General features: G+C 46.0%; 20 protein-coding genes. 13 read left to right on the forward strand and 7 right to left on the reverse strand.

Annotation, left to right across the window (positions count from 1 at the left end):
* Positions 1–13: 13 nt before the first annotated feature.
* The 13 genes from ACWI_RS14885 to eutL all read left to right on the forward strand — a co-directional run bounded on the left by ACWI_RS14885 (position 14) and on the right by eutL (position 10,496).
* Positions 14–496, forward strand: coding sequence for a MarR family winged helix-turn-helix transcriptional regulator (locus ACWI_RS14885; RefSeq protein ID WP_070372237.1), 483 nt, complete (start codon positions 14–16; stop codon positions 494–496).
* A gap of 15 nt (positions 497–511) precedes the next feature.
* A complete protein-coding gene (locus tag ACWI_RS14890; RefSeq protein ID WP_070372238.1) occupies positions 512–1,471 on the forward strand; it encodes a beta-ketoacyl-ACP synthase III in 960 nt (319 codons plus the stop codon).
* Positions 1,472–1,558: 87 nt separating this feature from the next.
* Entirely contained in the window at positions 1,559–1,780 is a 222-nt protein-coding gene (locus tag ACWI_RS14895; protein WP_070372239.1) for an acyl carrier protein, read from the forward strand.
* 10 nt (positions 1,781–1,790) lie between these two features.
* Positions 1,791–2,738, forward strand: coding sequence for an enoyl-[acyl-carrier-protein] reductase FabK (gene fabK, locus ACWI_RS14900; RefSeq protein ID WP_070372240.1), 948 nt, complete (start codon positions 1,791–1,793; stop codon positions 2,736–2,738).
* On the forward strand, positions 2,726–3,667 hold the full coding sequence (locus ACWI_RS14905) for an ACP S-malonyltransferase (RefSeq protein WP_070372241.1): 942 nt from the start codon (positions 2,726–2,728) through the stop codon (positions 3,665–3,667). Before fabK ends, ACWI_RS14905 begins: the two co-directional genes overlap by 13 nt.
* On the forward strand, positions 3,661–4,401 hold the full coding sequence (gene fabG, locus ACWI_RS14910; protein ID WP_070372242.1) for a 3-oxoacyl-[acyl-carrier-protein] reductase: 741 nt from the start codon (positions 3,661–3,663) through the stop codon (positions 4,399–4,401). The genes ACWI_RS14905 and fabG overlap by 7 nt, the downstream gene beginning before the upstream one ends.
* A gap of 9 nt (positions 4,402–4,410) precedes the next feature.
* Positions 4,411–5,649: a beta-ketoacyl-ACP synthase II gene (gene fabF, locus ACWI_RS14915; RefSeq protein ID WP_070372243.1), complete on the forward strand. Its 1,239-nt coding sequence runs from the start codon at positions 4,411–4,413 to the stop codon at positions 5,647–5,649.
* A 13-nt stretch (positions 5,650–5,662) separates the two neighbouring features.
* Positions 5,663–6,136 (forward strand): acetyl-CoA carboxylase biotin carboxyl carrier protein, encoded by a 474-nt coding sequence (gene accB, locus ACWI_RS14920; protein ID WP_070372244.1) that lies wholly within the window; start codon positions 5,663–5,665, stop codon positions 6,134–6,136.
* Positions 6,137–6,248: 112 nt separating this feature from the next.
* A complete protein-coding gene (gene fabZ, locus ACWI_RS14925; RefSeq protein ID WP_070372245.1) occupies positions 6,249–6,665 on the forward strand; it encodes a 3-hydroxyacyl-ACP dehydratase FabZ in 417 nt (138 codons plus the stop codon).
* Between the two features lie 11 nt (positions 6,666–6,676).
* Positions 6,677–8,029 (forward strand): acetyl-CoA carboxylase biotin carboxylase subunit, encoded by a 1,353-nt coding sequence (gene accC, locus ACWI_RS14930; protein WP_070372246.1) that lies wholly within the window; start codon positions 6,677–6,679, stop codon positions 8,027–8,029.
* Between the two features lie 15 nt (positions 8,030–8,044).
* Positions 8,045–8,932: an acetyl-CoA carboxylase, carboxyltransferase subunit beta gene (gene accD, locus ACWI_RS14935; protein ID WP_070372247.1), complete on the forward strand. Its 888-nt coding sequence runs from the start codon at positions 8,045–8,047 to the stop codon at positions 8,930–8,932.
* Entirely contained in the window at positions 8,919–9,710 is a 792-nt protein-coding gene (locus ACWI_RS14940) for an acetyl-CoA carboxylase carboxyltransferase subunit alpha (RefSeq protein ID WP_070372248.1), read from the forward strand. The genes accD and ACWI_RS14940 overlap by 14 nt, the downstream gene beginning before the upstream one ends.
* A 141-nt stretch (positions 9,711–9,851) precedes the next feature.
* Complete coding sequence (gene eutL / locus ACWI_RS14945; protein ID WP_070372249.1) at positions 9,852–10,496, forward strand: ethanolamine utilization microcompartment protein EutL; 645 nt, start codon at positions 9,852–9,854, stop codon at positions 10,494–10,496.
* A 61-nt stretch (positions 10,497–10,557) separates the two neighbouring features.
* Here the strand turns inward: eutL and ACWI_RS18600 are convergent, their stop codons facing one another.
* The 7 genes from ACWI_RS18600 to ACWI_RS14980 all read right to left on the reverse strand — a co-directional run bounded on the left by ACWI_RS18600 (position 10,558) and on the right by ACWI_RS14980 (position 16,732).
* Positions 10,558–11,145 carry a zinc ribbon domain-containing protein gene (locus ACWI_RS18600; protein WP_084633734.1) on the reverse strand — a complete coding sequence of 196 codons (588 nt, stop codon included), beginning with the start codon at positions 11,143–11,145 and terminating at the stop codon, positions 10,558–10,560.
* Between the two features lie 60 nt (positions 11,146–11,205).
* Positions 11,206–11,700 (reverse strand): peptidylprolyl isomerase, encoded by a 495-nt coding sequence (locus ACWI_RS14955; RefSeq protein WP_070372250.1) that lies wholly within the window; start codon positions 11,698–11,700, stop codon positions 11,206–11,208.
* A 110-nt stretch (positions 11,701–11,810) separates the two neighbouring features.
* Positions 11,811–13,043, reverse strand: a complete 1,233-nt coding sequence (locus ACWI_RS14960; RefSeq protein WP_070372251.1) for an NAD(P)/FAD-dependent oxidoreductase — start codon at positions 13,041–13,043, stop codon at positions 11,811–11,813.
* Positions 13,040–13,489: a 4Fe-4S dicluster domain-containing protein gene (locus ACWI_RS14965; protein WP_070372252.1), complete on the reverse strand. Its 450-nt coding sequence runs from the start codon at positions 13,487–13,489 to the stop codon at positions 13,040–13,042. The genes ACWI_RS14960 and ACWI_RS14965 overlap by 4 nt, the downstream gene beginning before the upstream one ends.
* 12 nt (positions 13,490–13,501) lie before the next feature.
* Positions 13,502–15,385 carry an anaerobic carbon-monoxide dehydrogenase catalytic subunit gene (gene cooS / locus ACWI_RS14970; RefSeq protein WP_070372253.1) on the reverse strand — a complete coding sequence of 628 codons (1,884 nt, stop codon included), beginning with the start codon at positions 15,383–15,385 and terminating at the stop codon, positions 13,502–13,504.
* Positions 15,386–15,634: 249 nt separating this feature from the next.
* Positions 15,635–16,048: a Fur family transcriptional regulator gene (locus ACWI_RS14975; protein ID WP_070372254.1), complete on the reverse strand. Its 414-nt coding sequence runs from the start codon at positions 16,046–16,048 to the stop codon at positions 15,635–15,637.
* 228 nt (positions 16,049–16,276) lie between these two features.
* Complete coding sequence (locus tag ACWI_RS14980) at positions 16,277–16,732, reverse strand: hypothetical protein (RefSeq protein ID WP_139142389.1); 456 nt, start codon at positions 16,730–16,732, stop codon at positions 16,277–16,279.
* Between the last annotated feature and the right edge of the window lie 142 nt (positions 16,733–16,874).

Below are 16,874 nucleotides of genomic sequence, written 5' to 3' on the forward strand. Positions count from 1 at the left end.
TGGAGGTGACCCTTTGGACTCTTTTTCTTCCCAACTCAACGCCGTTCTGGTTGATACATTCAATAATATTTTAAAGTTTGAAGAGGATTTACTCAAGCAATCGACAAATATTGATTTATCAATCAATGAAATGCATCTGATTGAGCATGTGGGAAAAAATACAAATGATGGAAGAACCATAAGTGATCTTGCCCAAAGTCTAAACATTACCCTCCCCTCAGTAACAGTAGCCATTAATAAACTGGCCAAGAAGGGGTATGTAAAAAAAGAAAAAAGCAATACCGATGGACGAGTTGTTTACGTCCGTCTTACCGACAAGGGCTTGCGAATCGATAAAATTCACCAGTATTTTCATGTAAAGATGGTGAAAGATATTTCTAAAGAAATGACTGATGAAGAAAAAGAAGTTTTAATTCATGGCATGGAAAAATTAAATGGTTTTTTCAGAAAAAAATTATCAAGACTCGCTGACGAAGATGAGTCGTCTGCGCCTTGATGTTTGGAGGAACAAATGTCCTTTACAATTATCGGAACCGGTTCTGCGTTGCCCAAAACAATTCAGACCAACGAAGACCTCGCCCAGTTTCTAGATACGTCCCATGAGTGGATCGTTTCTCGAACTGGCATTGAAGCCAGGCATATTTGTGTCGATGAGTCCATTTTGGATATCGCTCTGGAAGCCAGTGTGAACGCTCTGGCAAACGCCCAAATCAAACCAGCTGAGCTCGATCTGATTATCTGCCCCACCCTTGGCGGTGATACTGTCACTCCTTCTCTGGCCTGCCTGATTCAGGAACAACTTGGTGCGACCTGCCCCAGTTTTGACCTTAATGCGGCCTGTTCTGGCTTTGTCTATGGGCTGGACGTGGCTGATGCCTATTTTTCCCGCAATGGTGACATGAAAATTTTAGTCATTGCGGTGGATGCGATGTCCAAACTGGTGGACTGGCAGGATCGGGCTACCGCCGTTCTTTTTGGCGATGGTGCCGGTGCGACGGTGCTGACCAGCGGCGACAGCCTCAAAGCGATCCAACTGACTGCCGTCGGAAATCAGCATGCCTTAAGTATTCCTTGGCCCAAGGGTAACCATCCCCTGACCACAGGACAACCCCATCCAGCCCCCTATCTGCTGATGGATGGGCCAGAGGTTTATCGCTTTGCGGTAGCTGCCATCTGCAGTGATTTACGCTCGGTGACACAAAAAGCCGGTATTGCTCTTGCTGATCTTGATTATATTATTCCCCATCAGGCCAACCAGCGGATTATCGAAGGGGCGGCCAAACGCCTGAAGTTATCAATCGACAAATTTGTTCTGCGGGTCGACGGCTGCGGCAATACTTCTGCAGCCAGTATTCCTCTGGTATTGGATGAACTAAACCGCAATGGTTTATTCAAATCCGGTACCCGAATTGCCTTAACCGCTTTTGGTGGCGGACTGACAACTGGCGCCTGTGTAATTGAATGGGCCTGATAGGGTCTGCTAACAATTATAATTACTAAAGCAACTAAACCAATCTCAAGTAAAAATTTATTTTATAATCTTAGGAGGATTAATCAAATGGTATTAGAAAAAGTAGTGGAAATTTTACGGAATTACAAAGATGAACAGGATCTGGAAGTAACAATGGATTCAACCTTCGAAGAACTGGAACTGGACTCACTGGATACGGTAGAACTGGTTATGGAAATCGAAGAAGCCTTTGATACCAGCATTGAAATGGATGGCGAACTGACAACGATTGGTGATGTGGTAGAGCTGATCGAAAAAGCAATCGCTTAGGTGAAATAGGATGATTAAAACACCACTCTGCGATCTATTAAACATTGAATTTCCCATTCTTCAAGGAGGAATGGCGTGGATATCCGATGCTCAGCTTGCGGCTGCCGTGTCAAATGCAGGTGGTTTAGGGATTATTTCGTCAATGAACGCCGATGAAAATTGGCTCCGCACCGAAATTATCAAAGTAAAAAGCTTGACGGATAAACCTTTTGGGGTCAATGTCATGCTGATGAACCCCCATGTCGATAAAATTGCCCAGGTACTGATTGATGAAAAGGTTCCGGTGGTTACTACCGGAGCCGGCAATCCCGGAAAATTTATGAAAATGTGGATTGAAGCCGGTATTAAAGTGATTCCTGTCGTGCCTTCCACCGGGTTGGCACGGTTTTCCGAGCGGGCAGGCGCCACCGCCGTAATTGCCGAAGGTGGTGAATCCGGCGGACATGTCGGCGAAATGGCCACCATGCCATTGATTCCCCAGGTCTGTGACGCAGTTTCAATTCCGGTCATCGCTGCCGGTGGTATCGGTGATGGCCGGGGGATCGCTGCAGCGCTGATGCTGGGGGCCGTGGGCGTTCAACTGGGCACCCGATTCTTAGTCGCCCAAGAAACCAACATCCATGAAAATTATAAAGATAAAATTATTAAAGCCAAAGATATTGACACCATCCTCAGTGGACGAACATTGGGTCATCCGGTCCGATCTCTGAAAACAACCTTCTCAAAAGATTTCATAAAATTGGAAAATGACCCAACTGCGCCACCAGAAGCTCTGGAAGAATACGGTCGGGGTGCCCTTCGCATTGCCGCTCAGGAAGGTGATTCTCAAAAAGGTTGCTTCATGGCTGGCCAGATTGCCGGCATGATAAAAGAAAAACAAAGCGTGAAGGAAATCATCTTAACACTGGCCAAAGAAACCGAAACAGTATTAAAAGGAGGCTTACAATGGGTAAAATAGCACTGCTTTTCCCGGGTCAGGGATCTCAGTATGTTGGTATGGGCAAACCCCTCTACGAACACTGCGTGTCTTCGCGAACGATTTTTGACCAAGTTAATGCCGTTCATCAGGGCACCACTGCCCTCTGTTTTGAAGGGCCTTCCGAAGCCCTCAATCAAACCGAAAACACCCAACCCTGTATTTTTGCTGTCGAATTGGCAGCCCTGGCTGCTTTGCAATGTGTTGGCGTTGAAGCCCAGGGAATCGCTGGATTCTCGCTGGGGGAAGTAACCGGATTGGTAGCCGCCGGAGTTCTGTCAATGGACGATGGTTTAAAGTTTGTTAAAAAGCGTGGCCGGGCGATGGAAGAGGCCGCACAGATGACGCCTGCAACCATGGTAGCGGTTTTAAAACTTGAAAATCCCAAAGTGGAAGCACTCTGCAAGGAATTCAACCAGTGTTACCCGGTTAACTATAATTGTCCCGGGCAGCTGGTTGTCGCACTTTTAAAAGCCGATCAGGAATTGTTTTTAACCCGGGTTAAAGAGCTGGGCGGCCGGGGTATTCCCCTGACCCTGTCTGGCGGTTTTCACTCGCCTTTTATGACCTATGCCACTAAACTGCTTGAAAAGCGGATCTATGAATTGACCTTCACTGAAGCGTCAATTCCCCTCTATTCCAACGCCTATGCCAAGCCCTACCCTGATGCGCCGGTGGATATCCGGTCCTACATTCTGCACCAGATCAATCATCCCGTATTATGGGAACAAACCATGCGCAATATGATCGCCGATGGATTTACTACCTTTATTGAATGTGGCCCCGGCAAAACCCTGGGCGGATTCCTAAAAAAAATTGACAAATCAGTAACCTGTCATCACGTTGAAACCCTGTTGACCGATTATCTGGAAGCTAAAAACGCTGGAAAGGAATGGACTTTTACATGCTAACAGGAAAAACTGCACTCATCACTGGTGGTGCCAAAGGAATTGGCCGGGCGATCGCCCTGAAAATTGCTGAAGCCCATGGAAATGTCGCCATTATCTACCGCGGTAGTCAAATAAATGCTGAAGCTACCATTGCGGAATTGCTGGCTTTTGGTGTTCAGGCCAGAAGCTATCAATGTGATGTCGCTGACTTCAGTGCCACTAAAGAACTGGTTGCTCAAATTATTAACGATTTTGGCGGCTTGGACATCCTGGTGAACAATGCCGGTATTACGAATGATAAGTTATTAATCGCCATGAAAGAAGAAGATTTTGACAGCGTCATCAACACCAACTTAAAAGGCGCTTTTAACATGACCAAACACGTCGGGGCCTACCTGCTTAAGCAGCGTAAAGGGCGAATTATCAATATTTCTTCAGTTTCCGGTCTGATGGGTAACGTCGGCCAATGTAATTACGCCGCTGCCAAAGCTGGACTGATCGGCCTGACCAAGTCAGCTGCCAAAGAAATGGCGCTGCGGGGAGTTACCTGTAATGCCATTGCCCCCGGTTTTATTGATACCGATATGACTAAGGCATTAAAACCCGAAATAAAGACAGATATACTCAAACAAATTCCCTTAAAACGTTTGGGACAGGCTGATGACATTGCCAATCTCTGCGTTTATTTAAGTAGCGATTTATCCGGCTATATTACAGGAGAAGTCATTAAAGTTGATGGCGGTCTCTATATTTAGGAGTAATTTATGAATCGACGAGTTGTTATAACAGGATGCGGTGCCGTTTCTCCAGTGGGTAGCACTGTAGAACGTTTTTGGGAAAACCTGACAAACGGAAAATGCGGCATCGACTTTATTAAAAAGTTTGATACCACCGACTTAAAAGTGAAAATTGCAGGTGAGGTTCATGATTTTGAACCCCTTGATTATATTAAAAAAAGTGAAATCCGCAAAACCGATCTATTTACCCAATACGGCATTGGTGCGGCTGTTCAGGCGATGGAAGACAGCGGTGTCCAGGCTCATGTCGATCCCAGCCGACTGGGTGTTTTTATCGGTTCCGGCATCGGTGGTATTCATACCTTTATTGATGAATGCCACAAAATGGATGAAAAAGGTCCCAGTCGGATTTCACCCTTCTTTATCCCGATGATGATTTCAAACATCGCTGCTGGCACCATTGCCATTCGCTATAATGCGCAGGGACCCTGCTTGCCAATTGTTACGGCCTGCGCCACTGGCACCCATTCAATCGGTGAAGCCTTTCGCAGTATCAAACACGGTTATGCTGATGCGATTATTGCTGGCGGTACCGAAGCCAGTATTTCGCCACTATCAGTGGCCGGTTTCACAAATTTAACGGCGTTAACAACCGTTAACGACCCGGCCCGGGCCTCGATTCCCTTTGATAAGAATCGCAGCGGTTTTGTCATGAGCGAAGGCGCTGGTGCCCTGGTGCTGGAAGAAAGGGAATCGGCCCTGAACCGGGGCGCTAAAATTTATGGCGAAATTGTCGGCTACGGCAATACCTGTGACGCCTACCATATTACAGCCCCCCACCCTGACGCCATCGGCGGAACCCGGGCCATCCATCTGGCGATGGACGAAGCAACCCGGAGCGGTGTCAGTTTCGAAGAAGTTCAGATCTATGTCAATGCCCACGGTACCAGTACCCCCCTTAACGATAAATCAGAAACCATTGCCATTAAAAATGCCCTGGGTGAGCATATCAGCCGCACCCTGGTCAGCTCGACCAAATCAATGACTGGACATATGTTAGGCGCTGCCGGTGCCATCGAAGCGATTGCCTCAGTGTTGGCTTTAAAAGACGGCATTATTCCCCCCACCATTGGCTATCAGGAAGCTGACCCGGACTGTGACCTGGATTATGTTCCCAATCAGAAACGGGCAGTAGAAAGTGATATCGCCCTGTCGATTTCCCTTGGATTTGGTGGTCACAATGCGTGTCTGGCATTTGTTAAGTAGAGGAGAATAAGTAATGGAATTAACGACTGAAACCATTCAAGCCCTGGCGAAAATCATGTCGGCCGAAAAACTGACCAGTCTGGCTCTTGATCAGGGCAACCTGAAAATCGAAATGAAACGGGAAAGCGGTTTGACTTTCACAGGAGAAGCAACTTCTTGTGAACCACAAATAACGATCACTGCGCCACAGCCCCCACAAGATCTGCCTGTGATAGCCGAAACTCCTGAAGTCTCTAACAATGCCGAGTGGAAAGAAATTAAATCCCCGATGGTGGGTGTTTTTTACCAAAGCAGTCAACCCGGGAAGCCGCCCTATGTGACCAAGGGACAACACTTTGCCGATGGTGATACCCTATGTATCATTGAAGCGATGAAGCTGATGAACGAAATTACCGCCGAAACCGCCGGCACCATTATGGAAGTTTGCGTCAGCAACGGCCAGGTCGTGGAATTCGGACAGGTACTCTATCGCATTGTAGAGGACTAATATTTTAACGTAAAATCGATACCGTACTGATCTCACTCGGTACGGTTAAATCTTGTTGTGATCAAACAATTTATAAAAGCGAATTTTTGATAAAATTCAGAAGGAAATCAGAATGAAACGTGATGAATTAAAGAAGATCCTGCCTCACCGTGAGCCGATGCTGCTGATTGACGAGGCTAAAAAAATAGATGACACCACCGCCACCGGTCGCTACACGGTTACCGGCGATGAGTTTTTTTTACAGGGCCATTTTCCCGGTAACCCGGTCGTACCAGGGGTCATCCTCTGCGAAATTATGGCTCAGACCAGCTGTGTCTTATTGGCTGAGTTAGAAGGTGCCAACAAAACCCCCTACTTTACTGGTCTGAATAAAGTAAAATTCAAAGAAAAAGTTCGCGTTGGCGATACCATTGAAATTACCTGCAGTTTGACAAAATCCAAACCGCCGTTTTATTTTGCCAGCGGTTCGGGATCAGTAAACGGCAAGGTGGCGGTAGTCGGAGAATTTTCGTTTGCCCTGATTGAGTAAGGAGGCTTCCGATGTTTTCAAAGATACTGATTGCCAATCGGGGCGAAATTGCGTTGCGGATTATCCGTGCCTGTAAGGAAATGGGCGTTGCCACTGTGGCCGTCTTTTCCACTGCAGATGAAAACAGCCTTCACGTCAGCCTAGCCGATGAAAGTATTTGTATTGGCCCGGCAGCTGTGACAGACTCCTATCTGAATATTTCGGCAATTTTATCGGCGGCCGTATTAACCGGGGCGGAAGCCATCCACCCCGGTTACGGACTGTTATCGGAAAATCCCAAGTTCGCCCGGCTCTGCGCCCAATGCGGGATTGCCTTTATCGGACCGAGCTGGGAAATCATTTCAAAAATGGGCGATAAGGATCAGGCCCGGGCCACCATGGCGGCCGCTGGCGTTCCCATTGTCCCTGGTACCGATATTATAAGTGATCCCGATGAAGCCCATCGCAAAGCCGATGAAATTGGCTATCCATTATTAGTCAAGGCCCGGTCTGGCGGTGGTGGTAAAGGCATCCGACTGGTGGAACGATCCGAGGATTTCTTAAACGAATATTCGCTGGCCCGGCAGGAAGCCCAAAATGCTTTTAATGACGATGGGGTTTATCTGGAAAAGTTTTTAACCCGAGTCAAGCACATCGAAATTCAATTACTTTGCGATCAGCATCAGCATGTGGTGGCACTGGGTGAACGGGAGTGCTCGGTGCAACGCAAGAATCAGAAGTTGCTGGAAGAAAGCCCTTCCCCTTCCCTGACCCCAGAAATCCGCATGGCAATGATGGAAGTTTCCCGCCAGGCGGCGCTGGCCATTGGCTATGAAAATGCCGGTACCATCGAATTTTTAATGGATGCGCAGGGTCATTTTTACTTTATGGAAATGAACACCCGGTTGCAGGTCGAACATCCAATTACCGAAATGGTGACCGGGGTGGATATTGTCAAATGGCAGATCCGGATTGCGGCTGGATTACCTCTGACCTTTGGTCAGGAGGATGTCCATATTCAGGGCCACGCCATCGAATGCCGAATCAATGCCGAAAATCCCCTGCTCGATTTCAGGCCCAACTGCGGCACCATCAACTTTCTTCATGTACCCGGTGGCCCCTGGGTGCGTTTCGACACCCTGCTCTATCAGGGCTATGCGATTCCGCCCTATTATGATTCGATGGTTGGTAAACTGATTGTCCACTCTAAAACCAGGGAGCTGACGATCCGCAAAATGAAAGCCGCCCTGTGTGAGCTGGTGATTGAAGGAATTGACCACACCAGCCAGGTGCAGTTGGATATTCTTAGTCACCCCTTATTTATTGCGGGCGATTACTTTACTGATTTTATGGAAAATGAATTTGGCAAGACTTTGCCGGAATAAAAATGGAGGGTTTAAATGCTTAGTAAAGGTCTATTTAAAAAACCGAAAAATGAACTGGAAGCCCAGCACCGAATCAAGCGTAAAACCGATCCGGCGATTCCCTCGGAATTATGCCGAAGCTGTCCATCCTGCAAGCAGTTGAGCTTCACCTCCGATTTAGAAAGCAACTTCCACGTCTGCCCCAAGTGCGGACATCATTTTCGGATCAATGCCCGCCAACGCCTGAATATGATTATTGATCAGGATACCTTTGTGGAGCAGTATCATGAGCTGTCCTCAACCAATCGTCTGGGTTTTCCCGGATACGATGAAAAACTGGAGCAGGCCGCCCTTTTCAGCCACGAAAACGAAGGAGTCATTATTGGCACCGGAAAAATTGACAATCGGAAGGTAGCTCTATTCGTTATGGAAGCCACCTTTATGATGGGCAGTATGGGACAGGTTGTCGGAGAGAAGATCACGTTAATCTTTGAATACGCCCTAAAACACCAGCTCCCGGTGATTGGCTACACCGTTTCCGGTGGCGCCCGGATGCAGGAAGGGATGCTGGCACTGATGCAAATGGCTAAAACCAGCGGTGCCGTCAAACGACACAGTGATGCCGGTCTGCTTTACCTGACCATCCTCACCGACCCAACCACTGGCGGTGTCACTGCCAGCTTCGCCATGGAAGGCGATATTATTCTGGCTGAACCAGAAGCCTTAATTGCCTTTGCTGGCCCCCGGGTGATTGAGCAGACCATTCGTCAGCGTTTACCCAAAGGTTTTCAACGGGCCGAGTTTTTACTGGAAAAAGGCTTTGTCGATGCGATTGTTCCCCGCAGCACCCAAAAAGAAACCCTGACACAATTATTAACCCTTCACGGGATTCCCAAAGGTGGTGATCAAAATGGAAGCATATAAACGGGTTGCCCTGGCCCGGAAAAAGACCCGTCCGACTGGACAGGATTTTATTGACAATCTCTTTACCGATTTTATTGAACTGCATGGCGACCGCTGTTTTGGTGACGACCCGGCAGTAATTTGCGGTCTGGGTCACCTGATGGACATGCCCGTAACCGTCATTGCCCAGGAACGGGGTCAGAACACCAAATCCCGGGTCAAGCGTAACTTTGGCTCCGCTCATCCGGAAGGTTACCGCAAGGCCCTACGGCAGATGAAACTGGCCGAAAAATTCAATCGCCCGATTGTTTGTCTGATTGACACCTCCGGTGCCTTTTGTGGAATCGGCGCCGAAGAACGGGGCCAGGGACTAGCCATTGCCAATAATCTGATGGAGATGATGAGCCTAAAGGTTCCGATTCTGTCGGTTGTGATTGGCGAAGGTGGTAGTGGTGGCGCTTTGGCCCTGGGAGTGGCCGACGAGGTCTGGATGCTGGAAAATGCCATCTATTCGGTGATCTCACCGGAAGGCTGTGCCAGTATTCTCTGGAAAGACGCTTCCAAAACCAAAGATGCGGCTAATTGCCTAAAGTTGACTGCTCATGATTTACTGGAGCTCCAGGTTATCGATAAGATTATCTCGGAGAACCATCGTGATTTCAAAAACGTCTATCGGGAATTAAAAATCGGATTATATAAATGTTTTCAAAAAAACCAGGCTCTCGATCGCGATCAATTGATCAACAACCGCTATCAAAGGTTCCGCAAATACGGCGCCATTGAAAGTATGACCAAATGATCAATGCCTGATCATCCAAGCAGCCTCAAAAAGCAGATAACTACCCGTAGTTCTGCTTTTTTTTTATTGTTCCAGAACAAAATAAATGCTATTATAGTTAATAAGTAAATTTTCACAGAATTCACAAAAGGAGATGATGCCATGACTGGAGATCGAATTAAATGCGAACTTGTTTATAGTAAATTGCTTACCGCTGTTGAAGACATCATGTTGGAGGAATTTGAATTGCCGGAGGGTTGTATTGACATCGGGATTTTTACCACCCAATATGATGGTGTTGGCTACTGCGCAGCTGACGAAGCCACTAAAAACTCCAATGTTGAGGTTGCCTACGTAAAAACCCTTTACGGAGCTGGCGCCGGTCTCAATGACGGTCAGGTATTTGGCGTCATTACTGGCCCGACCATCTCTGACGTTGAAAATGGACTGCGCTATATTCGTGACTACGCCGAGAATAAAGCCAGTGTTTACAGCGTTAATGAAGATGACAGTAACCTGATTTATGCCCAGTTGGTTCCCAAGATCGGTAAGTATTTTTCGAAAACCTACGGTTTGCCGATGGGCTCTTCGATTGCTTTTCTGTTTGCTCCGGCCCTGGAAGGGGTTGTTGGTATCGATGAAGCCTTGACCGTTGCCGATGTGGAAGTGGTAAAATTTTTCGGACCACCGACCAATTCAAACCTCAGTGGCGCCATCCTGACGGGTACCCAGGCTAATTGCCGGACTGCCTGTGAAGCCTTTAAAAACGCCATTATCAGTTGTGTCGAAGACCCGGTTGATTATTAAAAGTATCATGAACGTAAAAAGAACCGTCAGCTGACGGTTCTTTTCTTTTTCGGTGTGAATTTTAGTAATAATACATCGACTGCATCATCGATGCGACAATGGCCATTACGATGCTGGAGAAGATAATCGAGAGGACAATCCCGATGCCCATAAAGATCAAGGTTGCCCAGGCAAAGTGTTTTTTCGTGGCTGCAGTTTTTGAATCAACGCTCCAGATAATCAGCATCACGATATTGACAATCGGAATATACAAGAGCAGCAGGGTCAGCATCCAGTCACCAAGTGTCATCGGGGCTTCGGCATTATCCGGAACTGCCTGAGATCTTGGTGGAGCCTGATAGGATGATCCACTTTGCGTCGATTCTGGGGGTGTCGTTGTGATGGTTTCTGAGATAATAACCGTTTCCTCGACAATACCATCAGCAATGATTTCATCGGCAACAATTTCTTGCGATAAGCTCTCTTCATCCGGGGTATCCCCAGGAATCTCTTTTCCGGAAACATCATGAGAAAGATTTTCATTGTCGAAAACGCCTGCCGTGAAATCTTCAACTTCACCAGGATTTTCCTTCAAAACATTACCACAGTTACCACAAACTACATCTTCGGAACTGATCCCGGCGTAACATTTGGGACAATACTTTGCCATTGCGCTCACATCCTTTTTATTTTATTTTATCATAAAAGCAGGATGATTTCAAAATATAATTCAGGACACAACTTCAATTTTTTTGATGACCTGATCGTTATAGGGTTTATCGGATCGATCACGGTCCACCGCCACAATGGCATCCGCTGTTTCAATGCCGGAAATCACCTTGCCAAAAGCGGCATACTGACCATCTAAGAATGGTGCATCATCAACCATGATAAAAAATTGTGAACCGGCCGAATTTGGCATCCCGGAACGGGCCATCGAGATGACACCCTTAACGTGTTTTAAGTCATTGACGACGCCATTGCCGGAAAACTCACCTAAAATAGTGTGTCCGGGACCGCCCATGCCGGTACCCTGGGGGCATCCGCCCTGAATCATAAAACCGGGAATGACCCGATGAAAAATTAAGCCATTATAGAACCCATCATTGACCAGGGTTAAAAAGTTTTCAACGGTGATCGGGGCAACTTCGGGATACAGTTCCACTTCCATGGTCTGGCCATTTTCCATTTCAATTTTAACAATTGGATTTACTGTTTCTGACATTATTTCCTCCAAATATTTCTGATAATTTTCATTTCAATGTAGTATACACCAAATGAAATAAAATGAAAAGAGGCGATCTGCGGTCTTAAGTATTTTGCTTGCGATGCTTTTTAGACCGCATATTTGTATTCACCGGTTTGTTGATCGAGATCGTAAAAATCAGCGAAGCTTAAACCAAAGACATCTTTGTTTTTGTCGGAAACATCAATTTTATTTTTGATCAGATATTGCCAGAAACCCGTTCCACCAATATCGCCCTGCATGATTACGCCCTGGACGATGCCATTTTTTAGCACCACTTTCTGATAATTGTGGCGGTCTTCCCGGATGAAGATCTCACAGTTTTCTTCCGGTTCCGGATTAATGTTCCCCAACGATAAGGTTGTCAGCCCATAGAAATTAACGGTGTTTTTAAGGGCGTAGCGGTCTTCGTATAAGAGTTTTTCACCCAGCATGTTGATTGCAGCGATGCGTCCCTGTTTCATGGCATTTGGCCAGATCCCGGCAATCCCGGTAACATCTCCAGCGGCATAAATATCGTCGATATTAGTCTTAAGATCATCGCCGACCAGAATCGCCTGGTTGGTTTTTATCCCGGATCCCTGCGTAAAATTAAAGGCAGGGCGCACTCCAGCTGCAATCACAATGACATCGGCAGGAACCGCTTTGCCACTGGCCAAATGGATTGTTGTGCCACGACCGACATCATTGACATCCACCGAAACAACCTTGTCTTCCAAGATAAACTCGGCGCCAGCTTCTTTAAACAGCTTCTGATAGGCCGCAGCAGCCTGATGATCAAGCTGTAAACTCATTACGTCCTTAGTCATTTCAATGACGGTGACATTTAATCCCCGTTCCAATAAAGCCACAGCAGCGTCCATCCCCACCAGACCGGCACCGATAACCACCGCATTTTTAGCTGTTTGACATTCCCGGTCTAAAAGTTTTGCATCGATTAAGTCCCGGAAGCCATAGACATTTTTTGATTCCCGCAGTCCCGGGATCGGCGGAATAAAGTAGCCCGCTCCGGTGGCAATCAGTAATTTGTCATAACTGATTGTCTGATTGTCATGGGTTGTTACGGTTTTTTTGTCAGGATCCAGGCTGATCACCGTGGTGTTATTAAGCCATGTTATTCCTGCTGTCTCAAAGAAATCATCGGCAATAAAGCTGATTCCTTTGGCATCCCGTTGATGTCCCAGAAATTTATGCAGCATACAACGGGAATGAACACTATCTTCCCTGGAAATAATGACGACTTCTGTTTCCGGCTCTGAGACATTAATGGTTTTGGCTGCACTGATGCCAGCTGCACTGGCTCCGATGATTACAATTTTCATAGGTTTACCTCTTTCACAACGATGGCTTGTTTGGGACAGGCTTTGACACAACTGGGTCCATCCGGCTTATCATCGCAGAAATCACATTTTATGACCTTGGTCCGGGTTTTTTTATCTGGCTTTAACACCCCAAAAGGGCAGTTCATCACACACATATAACAGGCAGCACATTTGTTTTCATCATACTGCACATGGCCGCTAACCGGATCCTTTTCCAGCGCTCCACTCATACAGGAGAGCACACATTCCGGCTCGTCACAGTGACGACAGAAAATTGGCAGATAACCCTTCCCGGCATCGAACTTGATAAAATTCCGGGTTTCGGCATCAGGACTTTGCAGGTTGACGGTGTAAAAATTACTGCCTTCTTCATGGGCGCTGATACAGGCAATATTGCAGTTCAGGCAGCCATCGCATTTTTCACGATCAATGATGATTCGTTTCATGATTACACCTCCTTAGATGTTTAATTCCTGACGTTTCTTTTCAATGATGGCATCCAAAGTTTGGGCGGCTGACTGGGCATTGTCATCAATGATCAATTGTCCACCAGTGAGGCTTAACATGTCCTGAGTAAATACCTGTACCGCCACCGGGCTGCCGGTTACAAACGGTGGTAAACCCAAATGCAGTGGCAGACCAAGGGCTAAACCAAAGGCGCCATCAGCCAGTGCTTGTTCTTCCAGCCATTGCGGCGCTGATAAAACCAACGGCAATTGTGGCAGATCAACGCCGATGGCTTCGGCCAGTTCAGTGGCAACCAGTTCCAGTCGACCAATCGCCAGACAGGGACCAAAGTTTAAAACCGGCGGAATTCCCAGGCTTTCACAGACGGCCCGCAGCTTTGGTCCAGCCAGAGACGCCGCTGAAGGGGACATTAAACCGACATTTTCCAACCCGCCGGATGAACATCCAGCCGATAAAACCAGAATATCTTTGGCGATCAATTCTTTAACCAGATTGACCGTCAGCACGTCATGACCGCCAGCCGTTAAACTGGAACATCCGACTACCCCGGCAATCCCTTTAATTTCACCTTTGACAATTAAGTCAATCAGCGGTTTCCAGGTTCCCCCCAGCAATGATTTCAAGGAGCCTTCGCTGACGCCGGTTAACGTATCATCATTGCCGTGTTCGGCATCCAGATTCAAGGCAACCACTCCCCGTCTGGCCTGATACGCTTCGATTACGGAATCGATAATTTCATTACTCTGGCTTTCTTTTTCTTCAAAAACAAAGGGTTTCATTTCAGCGTTAGCTTTTTTGGAAACATCGTCTAAGCAGATTTGTTTGATTTTTAATTCGTCACAGATCGGTTCAATCCCCGGTAAGGTACAGTTGAATTCGGATAACACCGCATCAATAGCGCCAGTAGCAAGAATCGCTTCACTGGTAAAATTGTTACCGGCATGACCGTTGAAGACTTCTTTATAATGTTCGCCGCGCAATTGTAGATCTTGACCGACACAGGTACAACCAACCAGTTTGAACCCTTTGGCCCCAACAGCTTTGGCCTTTTCAATGACATCCCCCTGAATCAACCGCTCCTGTAAATAGGCAAACATTGAGTGCTGATGACCCGTGATCATGATATTGATATAGTCGGTATCAATAACCCGTAAGCCCACTGGCGCCAAACGGATGGAAGGTTCTCCGAGCATCACATCATTTAGCAGATTCGTCAGTGTTAAACCATAGAGACCGGTGGAAATACCCAGCTTCAAGCAGTTAAGATACATATCGACGGGATCTGAATTGAGATTGGTAGACGTTTTGACAACCCCGGCAAACACTTCCGATTTTGCCCCGCCTGGCAGAATACCCAACTCTTTCCACCGATCAAACCGGGGTTTATAAGCCATTTTTTCAACCAGTTCCATTTTGATGTAGTCAGGTTTATATAAATCAGCTAAGACCAGATCCGCAATCTTTTCAGCACAGACGTGCTCATCGGCTTCATCCACTTCAAAAATTTCTGCCAATTTGGCCAGGGCAACCTTGCCTTTTAATACCCCTTTGCTGGCAGCGGTCTTTTTGAGCAACAAAGCTGTGTTTTCAACGATGTGTATATAACATCCCGACCCGGCTGAAACCGCTCGCAGGAAATTACGGGCTACAATGGTATCAGCCGTTGCACCACAAACCCCTTTGGGTCCGTCTGGTGTGATTCGACATGGCCCATTTGAACAAAGCCGGCAACAGATCCCCTGTAGCCCGAAACCACATTTGACACTTTGCCCCTCCATCCGATGATGCGATGTATCCACGCTGAGATTGGAAATAAAGTTTTCCAGTTTTTGATCCGCACTTGCACAGGTTTTACAACTAAAATTTGAATTCATATGATACCCTCCAGTAATTTATATTTGTAGCTGTTTTCGATATTAATCTTACCTGTTTTCTTTAAAGAACTGTTCCGATTAAAATCATGTTTAAATTATATTTCTGGAACAAGTATTTGTCAAGAATGATTCAAGATAAATATTTATCATAACATTTAAGTCCAAAAAATTCAAAAGCCTGATACTACGGCATCAGGCTTTTGATGTTAAAATTTATTTTTGTAAAAGTAGTAAGTTCCTTAATAATGATCAGGCAAAAAGAGAGACTTCCATACGGTTTAGCGACACATCATCCGGTAGTTTATTCTTAAAATAATCGGAAAGTAAGATTTCCAGTTCCGGATCAAAGTAGTCACAAATACCGTTGTTTTCTTTATTATAGATATGTACATGAAACTGAGTATTGGCATCAAAACGCATTACTTCCTGATTGTCCTTTAACTTTAAAATCAGACCTTTTTCAGAGAAGGTTTCAAGAATATTATAAATCGTCCCTACTGACATCACATACCCCTGATTTTCGATGGCTTCCATTAACATATCAGCGCTGGGATGCGAGGTCATTTCTGACAACACTTTTAAAACGCTGATCCGCTGGGGCGTGGCTTTTAATCCGACACTACGGATCATATCTGTATACATTTGGATCTTTTTACTTTTCATGATTAAGAATAACTCCTAACTAATAATTTCTGTTTTAATTATAGTATGATTTACTGATCTTGTCAAACTTCTTTTGATTTTTCTATTAAAAAAGTGTCCGATTCCACACGATCATACAATTACAGACCTTGTCTATGACAAGCTTGTAATTTAATCAGTGTGTCATCGGACACTCCCTCATCTTCACAAATTGCTTTTGATCAATCATCATTTAGTCATCTCTCACCTTCACAACTGCATTGATTTTGGGAGATTTGGTCGATTTTTATTTGCCAAAAATCCATCAGCTGTGATTTCATCTCCAATCATTTCTTCTGCAAAAAGCTCATCATTGGTAGTCAGGATTCGAGTTTCAACGGCAGGCATCATTTCCCGCCCCTGATCCAATAATCCTCTTGAAAGACTCATAACTTCAAAAGCTTTTTCTGTTTCATCGCTGAACCATTTATCGCCAATGATTTCGTCAGCAATTAACTCGTCTGTCAAGATAACGTCATCCGTTTGCAGCGATTTTGTTTCTTTAGCAGGTGTCATTTCCCTGCCGCCATCGAGAAATTCCCGCGAAAAACTTCCGCTTGCCATCATTTCCTCTTCAAGGAATTCATCAGCGATCTTCTTATCAACAACGATTCCCGTTGTTATTACCATGCCGCAAAAACTGCATTTTGTATCGTCAATACTCAAAATGTAAGTACATCTGGGACAATACTTCGGCATTTTACTCACTTCCTTCCATCTGTATTTTATCATAGGTTCAGCATTTTTACAAATGAAAGAAATCGTAATCGCATCGAAAATACTTTAATAAAGCTTTGGTTAAGCAATG

The organism is Acetobacterium wieringae (genome assembly GCF_001766835.1).
Taxonomy (GTDB): Bacteria; Bacillota; Clostridia; order Eubacteriales; family Eubacteriaceae; genus Acetobacterium; species Acetobacterium wieringae.

Coding starts and splice junctions, on each gene's coding strand:
- ACWI_RS14890 (WP_070372238.1), top strand. CDS start 512: ATGTCCTTTACAATTATCGGAACCGGTTCTGCGTTGCCCAAAACAATT.
- ACWI_RS14895 (WP_070372239.1), top strand. CDS start 1,559: ATGGTATTAGAAAAAGTAGTGGAAATTTTACGGAATTACAAAGATGAA.
- fabK (WP_070372240.1), top strand. CDS start 1,791: ATGATTAAAACACCACTCTGCGATCTATTAAACATTGAATTTCCCATT.
- ACWI_RS14905 (WP_070372241.1), top strand. CDS start 2,726: ATGGGTAAAATAGCACTGCTTTTCCCGGGTCAGGGATCTCAGTATGTT.
- fabG (WP_070372242.1), top strand. CDS start 3,661: ATGCTAACAGGAAAAACTGCACTCATCACTGGTGGTGCCAAAGGAATT.
- fabF (WP_070372243.1), top strand. CDS start 4,411: ATGAATCGACGAGTTGTTATAACAGGATGCGGTGCCGTTTCTCCAGTG.
- accB (WP_070372244.1), top strand. CDS start 5,663: ATGGAATTAACGACTGAAACCATTCAAGCCCTGGCGAAAATCATGTCG.
- fabZ (WP_070372245.1), top strand. CDS start 6,249: ATGAAACGTGATGAATTAAAGAAGATCCTGCCTCACCGTGAGCCGATG.
- accC (WP_070372246.1), top strand. CDS start 6,677: ATGTTTTCAAAGATACTGATTGCCAATCGGGGCGAAATTGCGTTGCGG.
- accD (WP_070372247.1), top strand. CDS start 8,045: ATGCTTAGTAAAGGTCTATTTAAAAAACCGAAAAATGAACTGGAAGCC.
- ACWI_RS14940 (WP_070372248.1), top strand. CDS start 8,919: ATGGAAGCATATAAACGGGTTGCCCTGGCCCGGAAAAAGACCCGTCCG.
- eutL (WP_070372249.1), top strand. CDS start 9,852: ATGACTGGAGATCGAATTAAATGCGAACTTGTTTATAGTAAATTGCTT.
- ACWI_RS18600 (WP_084633734.1), bottom strand. CDS start 11,145: ATGGCAAAGTATTGTCCCAAATGTTACGCCGGGATCAGTTCCGAAGAT.
- ACWI_RS14955 (WP_070372250.1), bottom strand. CDS start 11,700: ATGTCAGAAACAGTAAATCCAATTGTTAAAATTGAAATGGAAAATGGC.
- ACWI_RS14960 (WP_070372251.1), bottom strand. CDS start 13,043: ATGAAAATTGTAATCATCGGAGCCAGTGCAGCTGGCATCAGTGCAGCC.
- ACWI_RS14965 (WP_070372252.1), bottom strand. CDS start 13,489: ATGAAACGAATCATCATTGATCGTGAAAAATGCGATGGCTGCCTGAAC.
- cooS (WP_070372253.1), bottom strand. CDS start 15,385: ATGAATTCAAATTTTAGTTGTAAAACCTGTGCAAGTGCGGATCAAAAA.
- ACWI_RS14975 (WP_070372254.1), bottom strand. CDS start 16,048: ATGAAAAGTAAAAAGATCCAAATGTATACAGATATGATCCGTAGTGTC.